This is a genomic window from Epibacterium sp. ABV4_022, assembly GCF_056159345.1.
The window spans coordinates 3,376,477-3,389,515 of the sequence record NZ_JBSWVA010000001.1 but is presented as its reverse complement, the minus strand read 5'-3'; the positions used below and the strand labels follow the sequence as shown (position 1 = coordinate 3,389,515).

Genomic DNA, 13,039 nt, shown 5'->3' with positions numbered 1-13,039 from the left:
GGCATTGCACAGATTGCGCAGTTACTGACTGATTTGTAACAATTTTACGTCTCGGGCGCTACGGTGAATCGCGGTTTGAGGCTAAAGAGTTTCAAAAAAATCCATAATATAAGTGCTGGTCTTTTGGGCGTTCGAGGCGGCGTGGCCCGGCGGGGGAGATCGCAGGCCTGCAACTTGCCATTGACCGGAGGCGGGTGCCACAGATCAGATCTTTTCCAGCCGGGCGCCCGGGGGTAGGGTCCGGTCATGACAGCTTCTCCTCGATTCATTCACCTGCGCACCCATACCGAATACTCTCTTCTGGAGGGGGCGGTGCGGCTGAAAAAACTGCCGGATCTGTGCAAGGCCAACCAGATGCCGGCCATCGCGGTGACGGACACCAATTCGATGTTTGCGGCGTTGGAATTTTCCGTGACGCTGTCCGACGCCGGCATCCAGCCGATCATCGGCTGCCAGGTGGATCTGACCTTCGAGAAGAGCGAGCCGGGCGACAAACCAAAAGCACCTGCGCCGGTGGTGCTGCTCGCTCAGAATGAGACCGGCTATGAACATCTGATGAAGCTGTCCTCCTGTCTCTATGTGGACAAGGGGGGGCAACTGCCGCAGGTGTCGATTGAGGAGCTGGAGATCAATTCCGGCGGCTTGATCTGTCTGACGGGGGGGCCGGATGGTCCGGTGGGCAAGCTGCTTCAGCAGGGGCAACGCCCCGCCGCCGAGGCCCTGATGGCGCGGCTCAAGACCATGTTCCCGGATCGCCTCTATGTGGAGTTGCAGCGCCACCCCGGCGAGGACGGGCAACCCGAGGCGGAAACCCTGACCGAGCGCGGCCATGTGGAGATGGCCTATGCGATGGATCTGCCGCTGGTCGCGACCAATGACGTCTATTTCCCCAAGACCGAGATGTATGAGGCGCATGACGCGCTGATCTGCATCGCCGAAGGCGCCTATGTGGATCAGGCCGAACCTCGCCGCCGCCTGACTGCGCAGCACTATTTCAAGAGCCAGGAAGAGATGATCGCGCTGTTTGCCGATCTGCCGGAGGCGATCGAGAACACCGTGGAAATCGCCCAGCGTTGTGCCTTCATGGCCTATCGGCGGGATCCCATCCTGCCGAAGTTCGCAGATGACGAGGTGGTCGAGCTGCGCCGGCAAGCCAATGAAGGCTTGAAGGACCGTCTGGCGGTCATTCCCCATGCGGTACCGGTGGAGAAATACCAGGAGCGGCTCGATTTCGAACTGAACATCATCGAGGGCATGGGATTTCCCGGCTATTTCCTGATCGTTGCGGACTTTATCAAATGGGGCAAGGAGCAGGGCATTCCGGTGGGGCCGGGGCGGGGCTCTGGTGCGGGCTCTTTGGTGGCCTATGCGCTGACCATTACCGACCTTGATCCGCTGCGCTACAGTTTGCTGTTCGAGCGCTTCCTCAACCCCGAACGGGTTTCGATGCCCGACTTCGACATCGACTTCTGCATGGACCGCCGCGAGGAGGTGATCCGTTACGTGCAGCAGAAATACGGCCGCGACAAGGTCGGGCAGATCATCACCTTTGGTGCGCTGTTGTCCAAGGCGGCGGTGCGCGACATCGGCCGTGTGTTGCAGATGCCCTTTGGCCAGGTGGACCGGCTGTCGAAGATGATCCCGGTGGAGGGGGTGAAGCCGGTCTCGATCGAGAAGGCTCTGCAGGACGAGCCGCGACTGGCGGAGGAGGCGCGCAACGAGCCGGTGGTGAACCGCCTGCTGACCTATGGCCAGCAGGTGGAGGGGCTGTTGCGCAATGCTTCAACCCACGCGGCGGGGGTGGTGATCGGCGACCGGCCGCTGGATGCGCTGGTGCCGCTCTATCAGGATCCGCGCTCGGACATGCCGGCGACCCAGTTCAACATGAAGTGGGTCGAACAGGCCGGTCTGGTGAAATTCGACTTTCTCGGTCTGAAGACGCTGACGGTGATCCAGAACGCCATGCAGCTGATTTTCAAATCGGGGCGGCCCCTGCATGTGAATGCCGAAGGGGCGCAGCTCTATGAACCCGCAGAGGGTGCCGAGAACCACATCAACGCCATTCCGCTGGACGACAAGGTCACCTACGACCTTTATTCCCGGGCCAAGACGGTGGCGGTGTTCCAGGTGGAATCCACCGGCATGATGGATGCGCTCAAGCGCATGAAACCCACCTGTATCGAGGACATCGTGGCGCTGGTGGCGCTTTATCGTCCCGGCCCGATGGAGAACATCCCGGTCTACTGCGAGGTGAAAAACGGCCAGCGCAAGATCACTTCGGTCCATCCGCTGATCGACCACATCCTTGAGGAAACTCAAGGCATCATCGTCTATCAGGAACAGGTGATGCAGATCGCGCAGGTCATGGCGGGCTACAGCCTTGGCGGCGCGGACCTGCTGCGCCGCGCAATGGGGAAGAAGATCAAGGAGGCGATGGACGCCGAGCGCCCGAAATTTGAAAAAGGCGCGGCGGAAAACGGCGTCGACAAGAAAAAGGCCTCGGAGGTTTTTGACCTTCTGGAGAAATTCGCCAACTACGGCTTTAACAAATCCCACGCGGCCGCCTATGCGGTGGTGTCCTATCAAACCGCGTGGCTGAAAGCGAACCATCCGGTGGAGTTCATGGCGGGCGTCATGAACTGCGATATCCACCTGACGGAAAAGCTCGCGATCTATTTCGAGGAAGTGAAGAAAGGGCTTCAGCTTCCCTATGTGGCGCCGGACATCAACCGCTCGCTTGCGACCTTTGACGTGGTTGATGGGGAACTGATCTACGCGCTCGGCGCGCTCAAGAACGTCGGCGTCGATGCCATGAACCTGATCGTGACAGCGCGGGGCGATCAGCCGTTTGTCACCCTCTATGACTTTGCCCGCCGCGTGGACCTGAAACGTGTCGGCAAGCGCCCGCTGGAGATGCTCGCACGGGCCGGGGCCTTTGACGTGCTGGACAGCAACCGCCGCCGTGTATTCGAGAGCCTTGAGGGGCTGGTGCAATATTCCGCCGCCATTCAGGAGCAGAAGAACTCCAACCAGGTGTCGCTGTTTGGCGAGGCCGGCGATGACCTGCCCGAACCACGCATGGCGGGGGTGCCCGATTGGCTGCCCGCCGAACGTCTGAGCGAGGAGTTCAAGGCGGTTGGTTTTTATCTGACGGGGCACCCGCTGGATGACTATATGCCAGCGCTGAAACGCAAGGACGTGATGACCCTGGACGAGGTCATCGCCAAGGCGGAGCGCGGTCCCTTCATGGCCAAGATGGCAGGCGTTGTGGCAGGCCGGCAGGAGCGTAAATCCGCACGCGGCAACCGCTTTGCCTTTGCGCAGCTCTCCGACACCACCGGGGCCTATGAGGTCACGATTTTCTCGGACGTATTGGAGAAAAGTCGCGAATTTCTGGAAACCGGCTCCAAGGTGGTGATCACGGCAGAGGCCACCATGGAGAGCGACCAGCTCAAGCTGTTGATGCGCTCTGCCGGGCCGGTGGATTCCGCCATTGCCGATGCCGGGCGGTCGAGCCTGCGCGTCTACCTGGAGAGCGCATCGGCGGTGGCAACCGTGGCAACCGTGCTCGAAGACGCCAAGAAGGCCGCCAAGAATGCCAGCCCCGGCGAGATCTACGTCTATCTGCAAGACCCGAACCTGCCCGGCGATGTGGAGATGGAGCTGGGGCAGATGTTCCCGATCAACCCTCAGATCAAAGGCGCGCTGAAGAGCCTTGAGGGGGTGATGGATGTCGAGGAAATCTGAACGCGCGCGAGCCAGCCGATAACTGCGGCCGCGTTTGCGCCCGCCGTGTGATTGTTCGCGATGCGTCGACGGTTGGGGCTTAATGCTGGAATTGTTGCGCGGGTCTTGCGCGTCCGAACGGGCGAAGAATCAATTGAACCCTGCGCAGGACGCCGCGTCGCGCTGCAGGGGCGTGGCACCGTAGCCACCGGGAGGCAATGATTAGGTCACGATGCGCGGCGCCTCAGCATCGTCCCTACCCGCATCAGCCGGAACCGGCCTGGAACCCGGCAAGGCTGCGGGGCAAACAAAAAAGGGGCGCGGCTCCGACCCGGACAACCGCACCCCCGTGATCTTGTGTTCGTTCGACCTCAGAGGCCGAGTTTGTTCTTGGCCGTGTCGACGTCGGATTGGAACACATATCCGCGTTTCAGCGTGCTGGTCGCACTGGTCACCGGCCACCATTCGCTAGAGCCCGGCCAGCTGCGGTACATGACGCCCCAGCCATTCACAACATGTTGAATGCAAAGAGGTTCTGCTGCAGAACTGCCCGCAGCGTTGCCTTGGGGATAATACCAGGTCAGGTTCTGGCACAGGGTGCCATCTGCGCTCACCGTCCAGGTTCCGGCAGCCATGTTTTCGCTGTTTTCGGCGCACCAGGCGCGGACCTGATTGTTGGGCGAGAAATAGATGCCCCCACCGCAATCCTGTTCCCAGAGATCGGTTTTGCCCGCGTAGGCGCCGATGACTTTATCAACGGGCGCCGGACGTGCATTGCGCGGCTTTGGGTCGGCAAATGCCGCAGCGGGCAGGCTCGCCACGAGGGAGAGGGACAGAAGAGTTTTAACAAGTGGCACCATGGATCATGTCTCCTTGCGCGTCGCGTTTCAGCAGTCAGGTGAATTTGTAGAAAATCTTGTCCAAACTTTATGCATCGACGCAAGCGCTATCGCGGGTGAGGTGACGACGGAACAGCCGCCAGACCACATGCGCCTGCGTCTGAACCCGGCAATCGCATGCGCGTGGCGGCGCCTAGTAGTGCGGAGGGCGCTCGTCGCCAAAGATCGCGCCGCCGGTCCCTTCGGCCTCGCGCTGGGCCTCGCGCTCCATCAGCATCTGCACGCGCCGCTTCAGGAGGTCGATGTCCGACTGCTGGCTGGTCACGATCTCGTTCAGTTCGTCAACGGTGCGGGTCAGATAGGCGATCTGTTCTTCGAGATGTTGCATGGGGCAAGCCTCCTGTGTTGCGGACTGATGTAACGCGGGCGCGGGCAGGCGTCCATGGGGCGTGCGCAGGGCGTCGCACCTTGCTCACTGAGGCCCCTTGGGCTAGACGCAAGCGCGAGAAACCACCCGCAAGGAGGCCACGATGGCCAAAGCCAAGAAACAGCCCCGTCCCAAGGCAATTACGCCCAAGGGATTCCGTGACTATTTCGGCGAAGAGGTGACCCAGCGCACGCATATGCTGGCCACCATTGCGGAGGTTTACCATCATTACGGCTTCGAGGCGCTTGAATCCTCTGCCGTGGAAACGGTCGAGGCGCTGGGCAAGTTCCTGCCCGACGTGGATCGCCCGAACGCAGGCGTTTTTGCGTGGCAGGAGGCCGACGAGAACGACCCCGAGGGCAAGCCGGGCGACTGGATGGCGCTCCGCTATGACCTGACCGCCCCCTTGGCCCGCGTTTATGCACAGCACCGCAACGACCTGCCCAACCCCTATCGCCGTTTTGCGATGGGGCCTGTTTGGCGCAACGAGAAACCCGGCCCCGGTCGCTATCGCCAGTTCTATCAATGCGATGCGGATACGGTTGGCACGGCCTCCATGGCGGCGGATGCAGAGATCTGCATGATGCTGTCGGATACGCTTGAAAAGGTTGGCATTCCGCGTGGCGACTATCTGGTGCGCGTCAACAACCGCAAGGTTCTGAACGGCGTACTCGAGGCGATGGGCCTGGCCGAGGAGGATCCCAAGCGCGACGACGTCCTGCGCACCATCGACAAGTTCGACAAGGTGGGCGAGAGCGGTGTGCGCGAGCTTCTGGGCAAAGGGCGGCTTGATGCCTCGGGCGCCTATATCGACGGCGTGGGGCTTGAGGATCAGCAGGCAGACCCTGTGTTGGCGTTCCTGACGTCCAAGGGCGACACCGTGGCAGAGACCATGACCAACCTGCGCGCCGCCGTGGGCGACAGCAAGGTCGGCCAAGAGGGCATTGCCGAACTGGAACTGATGGGCGCGCTCTTTGCCGCTGCGGGCTACGGTGACGACCGCATCCTGATTGACCCCTCGATTGTGCGCGGGCTTGGCTATTACACTGGTCCGGTGTTCGAGGCCGAGCTGACCTTTGAAATCTTTGATGAAAAAGGCCGCAAACGCCAATTCGGCTCGGTTGCGGGCGGTGGGCGCTACGACGGTCTGGTGAAACGCTTCACTGGCCAAGAGGTCCCTGCGGTGGGTCTGTCGATCGGGGTTGACCGTCTGCTGGCGGCGCTGCGCGAAAAGGGCCGCCTGGCCGCGACCCCCACCGGCCCAGTAGTGGTGACGGTGATGGACCGCGACCGCATGGCCGACTATCAGGCCATGGTCGCCGAGCTGCGTCAGGCGGGCATCCGCGCTGAGGTCTATCTTGGCAACCCCAAGAACTTTGGCAATCAGTTGAAATACGCGGACAAACGCCATTCGCCCGTGGCTGTGATCGAAGGTGGCGATGAAAAGGAACGCGGTGTGATCCAGATCAAGGATCTGATCCTCGGTGCCAAGATCGCTGAAAGCGCCACCCTGGAAGAGTGGAAGGAACGCCCGAGCCAGTTCGAAGTACCGCGCACGGAGCTGGTCGCGAAGGTGCGTGACATCCTCACCAGCCAAGCCAAAGATCAGGAGGGCTGACCATGCCCAACCGTTCCCAGATCGAAGCCCGCGCGGCGCTGTTGCGTCAGCGCTTTGAAGTGGCGGGCGGCGTTGTCGTCGACCCGCCGCTGTTGCAACCTGCTGATATCCTGCTGGATCTCTATGGCGAGGATATCCGTGCGCGCGCCTATGTGACCTCTGACGCGCTGCGGGGCGAGCAGATGCTGCGCCCGGATTTCACCCTGCCAATGGTGCAGATGCACATGAAGGGCGGTGCGGAACCTGCGCGCTATACCTATGCGGGGCAGGTGTTTCGTCGCCAGGAACACGACCCGGACCGCGCCAATGAATTTGTGCAGGTCGGCTATGAGGTCTTTGACCGCACCGACCCAGCGGACGCGGATGCCGAGGTCTTTGCGCTGTTTCAACTGCAATTGCGCGGATTGGAATTGCGTGTGGCAACCGGCGACATTGGGATCCTCCTGGCTGCGGTCGAGGGGCTCAACACCACGGAGGTGCGCAAAGCGGCCCTGCGGCGGCATATCTGGCGTCCACGCCGGTTCCGCGCGCTCTTGGATCGCTTTGCGGGGCGTACCCCCATGTCCGAGAGCCGCAAGAAACTGCTGTCGACCACAGGCCCGCTGACCGGCACCGCACCGGAGATCGGCAAACGCCGGGCTGCCGAGATTGACGCGCGGATTGACACCCTGCGGGCGGATGCGGCGGCGCCGCCGATCTCTGAACATGAGATGGAAGCGCTGGAGGCCTTGCTGGCAGTGCGCGAAACGGTGCCTTATGCGCTGGAACAGATGCGCGACATTGCGGTCGATCTGCCGGCGATCCTGCCGGCCCTTGATCGGCTGGAGGCCCGTACATCCGCGATGAAGGCGCGCGGGATCGCGATTGATCAGCTCGACTTTGAGGCTTCGTATGGGCGCACCTCCATGGAGTACTACGACGGCTTTGTGTTTGGCTTTTACGCCGAACGCCGTCCGGACCTGCCCCCCATCGCAACGGGCGGGCGGTACGACGCGCTGACACGTTATCTGGGGCAGGGTGATGAAATTCCCGCGGTCGGCGGTGTGATCCGCCCTGACCTGATCCTGACGCTCGAAGGGGAGGCACAGTCATGAGCATCAAGCTGGGCGTGCCGTCCAAGGGGCGGCTGATGGAGAAGACCTTCGACTGGTTTGCAAAACGCGGCATCACCCTGTCGCGCACCGGATCTGATCGCGAATACGCAGGTGCGGTTGAGGGCGTCGAAGGGGTGGATCTGGTTCTGCTGTCGGCCGGAGAAATTCCGCGTGAACTGGCGGCGGGCCGCATTCACCTAGGCGTGACCGGCACCGATTTGGTGCATGAAAAACTGCCGCGTTGGGAGCAACAGGTGGAAGAGCTGGAGCCGATGGGTTTTGGCGAGGCCGACCTGATCCTCGCGGTGCCGCAGTTCTGGATCGACGTGGACACGCTCGAAGATCTCGACGCCGTCGCCGCTGCGTTCCGACGTACCCATGGCCACAGATTGCGGATCGCAACAAAATATCACCGTCTCATTCGTGAGTTCCTCGCGGATGCGGGCGTTGCGGATTACCAGCTGATCGACAGTCAGGGCGCAACCGAAGGCACGGTGAAAAACGAGACCGCCGAAATGGTGGCCGATATTACCTCCACCGGAGAGACCCTGCGCGCCAATCACCTGAAAATCCTGTCGGATGGCCTGGTGCTGCGCAGCCAGGCAACCCTGTGGCGCAGCCGGGTGGCGAAATGCACGTCTGAGGAAAAGGCAGCGCTCAAGGCTCTGTTGGCCAAGATCGACAGCTAACGGGGCGAGGCGCGCATCCTGCGCGCCGGGCTGTTTGTGTTGCCAGAGGGGCCGCGGGGATCGCGGCCCTTTTCTTGTTGCTGGGGCAGGGTGCCTGCCTGGGGGCGGGGCCGTAAATTGGGGAACGGCTGGAAGCCTCGGGCCCACCCGCGTCAGATCACGCCGATTTCAGCCAGGGCTTGAGACAGTTCGGTGGGCAGGGCCTCTTCGCTTTCGCGCCCTTCGGGCAGGTCTGCCGGCGTGTCCTCGGGCTTCAGATAGCGCCAGCCCTGAAAGGGGCGTTTGGGCGCGGTATGTGTCCGGTGGACTTCTGGCTCAAGGACGATCGCACACCGCCGGATTTCGTCGTCGCCATAGACTTCGTCCATGCGCAGAATGCGTTGGCGGCATTGGATCAACCCTTTGATGACCCAATAGATTGACCCGCCGTTCAGGATTTCGGGCTCCCGTTTGGGCCACATGCGGGTCACATGGCGCGGCAGCCCGTCTTGCCAGCGTTTGGCATAGATCGCTTGCCAGCCGATCAGGTCCTCGACGCTCTCGGAACCAACAGAGAGCTTCACGAGGTTCATATGCTTGGTCACTGAATGCTCCCACCTTCGTTCCGCGTTTGGGATGGCTATTGTAGCCTGTCAGATGCTGGCGACAAGGACCGCTGGACCTGCGCCGCTGTACCGTCGGCATCCGGCGGGCTTGGTGACTGTCAACCCAATCACCGGAACCCATAGACACAGCATGAACATGAATAATGGTCATGTTTGTGTGTAATATAATGAGGTTGATTTGAGTTGAGCGTCTTCAGTACCAAGGGCGCGCAATATGACAGGACCGGTATGATCAACTTTTCTCTCTCGACCTCGGACAGTTTCAAAGCCATTGCCGCCGCCGCGCGCGACAGGATACTCATTCTGGACGGCGCGATGGGGACGATGATCCAGACCCTGAACATGACCGAAGAGGATTTTACCGGCGGCGGACATATCCATGGGCCCGGGTGCCGTCACCATCCCTCGGATCATCCGCAAAAGGGCAACAACGACCTGCTGGTGCTGACGCAGCCACAGGCGGTGGAGGACATCCAGCTGGAGTTCGCACTTGCTGGTGCCGACATCCTGGAGACCAACACTTTTTCCTCCACCACCATCGCGCAGGCGGATTACGGGCTGGAGAGCGCTGTGCACGACCTCAATGTGGCCGGGGCGCAGGTGGCGCGGCGTGCGGCGGACCGGGCAGAGGTGATCGACGGGCGACCGCGCTATGTCGCCGGGGCCGTGGGGCCCACCAACCGCACCGCGTCGATCAGCCCGGACGTGAACGATCCCGGCTATCGCGCGGTGAGTTTCGACGACCTGCGCTTGGCCTATGGCCAGCAGATCGACGGGCTGATCGCAGGCGGATCGGACCTCATCCTGATCGAGACCATCTTTGATACGCTCAACGCCAAGGCGGCGATCTTTGCCGCCTTCGAAAGCTTTGCAAAGCTGGGCAAACGGCTGCCGATCATGATTTCCGGCACCATCACGGATGCCTCGGGGCGCACGCTCTCCGGGCAGACGCCCACCGCGTTCTGGCATTCGGTGCAGCACGCGCGGCCCTTTACGGTGGGGCTGAACTGCGCGCTCGGCGCGGATGCCATGCGCCCGCATCTGGCAGAGCTTGCCGGTGTCGCGGAGTCTCGGATCTGTGCCTATCCGAATGCGGGCCTGCCCAATGCCTTTGGGCAATATGACGAAACCCCGGATGAGACCGCCGCGCTGGTCGAGGTCTTTGCGCGCGAGGGGTTGATCAACGTGGCGGGCGGCTGCTGCGGCACCACGCCGGACCACATACGTGCCATTGCCGACCATGTGGCGAAATATCCCCCGCGCACGGTGAAGGGAGACACGCAATGACCGAACCTCTGCTGCGCCTGTCGGGGCTGGAACCCTTTGTTCTCACACGCGATATTCCCTTCGTGAATGTGGGAGAACGCACAAATGTCACCGGCTCGGCCAAGTTTCGCAAGCTGATCACCAACCGCGATTATGCCACGGCGCTTGATGTTGCGCGGGACCAGGTGGAGAACGGCGCCCAGATCATCGACGTCAACATGGACGAGGGCCTGATCGATTCAAAACAGGCGATGGTGGAGTTCCTCAATCTCGTCGCGGCAGAGCCGGACATCGCCCGGGTCCCGGTGATGATCGACAGCTCCAAATGGGAGGTGATCGAGGCCGGTCTGCAATGTGTGCAGGGCAAATCGGTGGTGAACTCCATCAGCCTCAAGGAGGGCGAGGAGGCGTTTCGCCACCACGCCGGCCTGTGTCTGGCATATGGGGCGGCGGTTGTCGTCATGGCCTTTGACGAGAGCGGGCAGGCGGATACCTTCGCGCGCAAGACGGAGATCTGTGCCCGCGCCTATCGGATCCTGACCGAGGAGGTCGGCTTTCCGCCCGAAGACATCATCTTTGATCCCAATGTGTTCGCGGTGGCGACGGGGATCGAGGAGCATGACAACTACGGCGTCGATTTCATCGAGGCGACACGCTGGATCCGGGCGAACCTGCCGCATTGTCACGTTTCTGGCGGGGTGTCGAACCTGTCGTTCAGTTTCCGCGGCAATGAACCGGTGCGCGAGGCGATGCATGCGGTGTTTCTGTATCACGCGATCAAGGCCGGCATGGATATGGGGATCGTCAACGCCGGGCAACTGGCGGTCTACGATCAGATCGATCCGGAGCTGCGCGACGCTTGCGAGGACGTGGTCCTGAACCGGGTTCCGGAGAACGGGGCCACTGCGACCGAAAACCTGCTGGATATTGCCGAACGGTATCGGGGCGCTGGGCGCGAAGAGAAAAAACGCGATCTGGCGTGGCGCGAGTGGCCAGTGGAGCAACGGTTGGAGCACGCGCTGGTGAACGGGATCACCGAGTTTGTCGAAGAGGACACCGAGGCGGCGCGACTGGCTGCGGACAAACCGCTCGACGTGATCGAGGGGCCGCTGATGGCGGGCATGAATGTGGTCGGCGACCTGTTCGGCGATGGTAAGATGTTCCTGCCGCAGGTGGTGAAATCTGCGCGGGTGATGAAGCAGGCGGTTGCGGTGCTGCTGCCCTACATGGAGGCCGAGAAGGAGGGTCAGCGCGAAAGCGCCGGGCGCGTCCTGATGGCCACGGTAAAGGGCGATGTGCACGACATCGGCAAGAACATCGTCGGCGTCGTTCTGGCCTGCAACAATTACGAAATCATCGACTTGGGCGTGATGGTCCCGCCGCAGAAGATCCTCGAAGAGGCGCGCGCGCAGGACGTCGACATCATCGGCCTGTCCGGTCTGATCACCCCGTCGCTGGATGAGATGGTGCATCTGGCCAGCGAACTGGAGCGCGAGGATTTCGACGTGCCCTTGTTGATTGGTGGTGCCACCACCTCCAAGGTGCATACCGCGGTGAAGATCGCGCCCGCCTACAACAAGAGCCAGGCGATCTATGTCACCGACGCCAGCCGGGCGGTGGGCGTGGTGTCCGCGCTCCTGAGCAAGACGCAGAAACAGCCCTATATCGAGGGCATACGCGCCGAGTATTCCGAAGTGGCCGAACGACACGAACGCGCCGAGCGGGCCAAGCAGAGGTTGCCGCTGGCGGCGGCGCGCGCAAATGCGTTTCAGGTGGACTGGGGCAGCTATACCGCCACCGAGCCCAGCTTTACCGGTGCCAAGGTGATCGACGGATGGGATCTGGCAGAGATTGCGCGGTTCATTGATTGGACGCCGTTCTTCCAGACCTGGGAGCTGAAAGGCGTCTATCCACGCATTCTGGATCACGAGAAATACGGCGAGGCGGCGCGCAGCCTCTTTGCCGATGCGCAGGAGATGCTGGCCCGGATCATTGATGAAAAATGGTTCGCGCCGCGTGCCGTCATCGGGTTCTGGCCCGCAAATTCCATCGGAGATGACATTCGGCTGTTTGCGGACAAGGATCGTTCCGCTCCGCTTGCGACCTTGCACACGCTGCGTCAGCAGACCTCCAAGCGCAAGGACAGCCCCAATCTGGCGCTGAGTGATTTTGTAGCGCCCGAAGGGGTGCCGGATTGGGTTGGCGGCTTCGTGGTGACGGCGGGCCCCGAGGAAATCGCCATCGCGGAGCGGTTCGAGAAGGCGGGAGACGACTATGGCGCGATCATGGTCAAGGCGCTGGCCGACCGGTTTGCCGAGGCCATGGCCGAGATGCTGCACCAGCAGGTGCGGCGCGATCATTGGGGCTATGCACCGGACGAGAGTTTCGGCCCGCAGGAGCTGATTGCCGAGCCTTATGATGGCATCCGTCCGGCACCGGGCTACCCGGCCCAGCCTGACCACACCGAAAAGCGCAGGCTCTTTGAGCTGCTGGAGGCGGAGGCCAACACCGGCGTCACGCTGACCGAGAGCATGGCGATGTGGCCGGGCTCTTCGGTGTCCGGCCTCTATATCGGGCATCCCGACGCCTATTACTTTGGCGTCGCCAAGGTCGAGCGCGATCAGGTTGTGGACTACGCGGATCGAAAGGGCATGGAGGTCTCCGAGGTCGAGCGCTGGCTCGCACCTGTGCTGAACTACCGACCGACTGCCACGGCGGGGATCGCTGCCGAATAGCAATGGCAGGCGGCGCAGTGCGCGCCGCCGATGCCTCCAG

General features: G+C 62.0%; 9 protein-coding genes. 6 read left to right on the top strand and 3 right to left on the bottom strand.

Annotation, left to right across the window (positions count from 1 at the left end; all coding sequences use genetic code 11):
- Window positions 1-246 precede the first annotated feature (246 nt).
- Window positions 247-3,747 (top strand): DNA polymerase III subunit alpha, encoded by a 3,501-nt coding sequence (gene dnaE, locus ACXAF5_RS15985; RefSeq protein WP_474947356.1) that lies wholly within the window; start codon window positions 247-249, stop codon window positions 3,745-3,747.
- Window positions 3,748-4,097: 350 nt separating this feature from the next.
- Here the strand turns inward: dnaE and ACXAF5_RS15980 are convergent, their stop codons facing one another.
- Window positions 4,098-4,586 (bottom strand): DUF995 domain-containing protein, encoded by a 489-nt coding sequence (locus ACXAF5_RS15980; RefSeq protein WP_474947355.1) that lies wholly within the window; start codon window positions 4,584-4,586, stop codon window positions 4,098-4,100.
- A 172-nt stretch (window positions 4,587-4,758) separates the two neighbouring features.
- Window positions 4,759-4,953 carry a SlyX family protein gene (locus ACXAF5_RS15975; RefSeq protein WP_474947354.1) on the bottom strand — a complete coding sequence of 65 codons (195 nt, stop codon included), beginning with the start codon at window positions 4,951-4,953 and terminating at the stop codon, window positions 4,759-4,761.
- A 142-nt stretch (window positions 4,954-5,095) separates the two neighbouring features.
- On the opposite strand from ACXAF5_RS15975, the gene hisS reads away from it, so the two are divergent.
- From hisS to hisG, 3 genes are read left to right on the top strand one after another with little or no spacing between them, the layout of a single operon-like run.
- The gene (gene hisS, locus ACXAF5_RS15970; RefSeq protein ID WP_474947353.1) at window positions 5,096-6,610 is read left to right on the top strand and encodes a histidine--tRNA ligase; all 1,515 of its coding nucleotides are present in this window, start codon (window positions 5,096-5,098) and stop codon (window positions 6,608-6,610) included.
- Window positions 6,611-6,612: 2 nt separating this feature from the next.
- Window positions 6,613-7,704, top strand: a complete 1,092-nt coding sequence (locus ACXAF5_RS15965) for an ATP phosphoribosyltransferase regulatory subunit (protein ID WP_474947352.1) — start codon at window positions 6,613-6,615, stop codon at window positions 7,702-7,704.
- Window positions 7,701-8,393, top strand: a complete 693-nt coding sequence (hisG, locus tag ACXAF5_RS15960; protein WP_239366952.1) for an ATP phosphoribosyltransferase — start codon at window positions 7,701-7,703, stop codon at window positions 8,391-8,393. Before ACXAF5_RS15965 ends, hisG begins: the two co-directional genes overlap by 4 nt.
- 152 nt (window positions 8,394-8,545) lie before the next feature.
- On the opposite strand, the gene ACXAF5_RS15955 is transcribed toward hisG, so the two are convergent.
- Window positions 8,546-8,965, bottom strand: a complete 420-nt coding sequence (locus tag ACXAF5_RS15955; protein ID WP_474947844.1) for a DUF1489 family protein — start codon at window positions 8,963-8,965, stop codon at window positions 8,546-8,548.
- A 261-nt stretch (window positions 8,966-9,226) separates the two neighbouring features.
- Between ACXAF5_RS15955 and ACXAF5_RS15950 the strand changes: the two genes are divergently transcribed.
- Complete coding sequence (locus tag ACXAF5_RS15950) at window positions 9,227-10,285, top strand: homocysteine S-methyltransferase family protein (protein WP_474947351.1); 1,059 nt, start codon at window positions 9,227-9,229, stop codon at window positions 10,283-10,285.
- On the top strand, window positions 10,282-12,999 hold the full coding sequence (metH, locus tag ACXAF5_RS15945; protein WP_474947350.1) for a methionine synthase: 2,718 nt from the start codon (window positions 10,282-10,284) through the stop codon (window positions 12,997-12,999). Before ACXAF5_RS15950 ends, metH begins: the two co-directional genes overlap by 4 nt.
- The last annotated feature ends 40 nt before the right edge of the window (window positions 13,000-13,039 follow it).

Excerpts from the sequence above, each read along its gene's own strand:
- ACXAF5_RS15955 (WP_474947844.1), bottom strand. The coding sequence starts at position 8,965 with ATGAACCTCGTGAAGCTCTCTGTTGGTTCCGAGAGCGTCGAGGACCTG.
- ACXAF5_RS15965 (WP_474947352.1), top strand. The coding sequence starts at position 6,613 with ATGCCCAACCGTTCCCAGATCGAAGCCCGCGCGGCGCTGTTGCGTCAG.
- ACXAF5_RS15980 (WP_474947355.1), bottom strand. The coding sequence starts at position 4,586 with ATGGTGCCACTTGTTAAAACTCTTCTGTCCCTCTCCCTCGTGGCGAGC.
- metH (WP_474947350.1), top strand. The coding sequence starts at position 10,282 with ATGACCGAACCTCTGCTGCGCCTGTCGGGGCTGGAACCCTTTGTTCTC.
- ACXAF5_RS15975 (WP_474947354.1), bottom strand. The coding sequence starts at position 4,953 with ATGCAACATCTCGAAGAACAGATCGCCTATCTGACCCGCACCGTTGAC.
- ACXAF5_RS15950 (WP_474947351.1), top strand. The coding sequence starts at position 9,227 with ATGATCAACTTTTCTCTCTCGACCTCGGACAGTTTCAAAGCCATTGCC.
- dnaE (WP_474947356.1), top strand. The coding sequence starts at position 247 with ATGACAGCTTCTCCTCGATTCATTCACCTGCGCACCCATACCGAATAC.
- hisG (WP_239366952.1), top strand. The coding sequence starts at position 7,701 with ATGAGCATCAAGCTGGGCGTGCCGTCCAAGGGGCGGCTGATGGAGAAG.
- hisS (WP_474947353.1), top strand. The coding sequence starts at position 5,096 with ATGGCCAAAGCCAAGAAACAGCCCCGTCCCAAGGCAATTACGCCCAAG.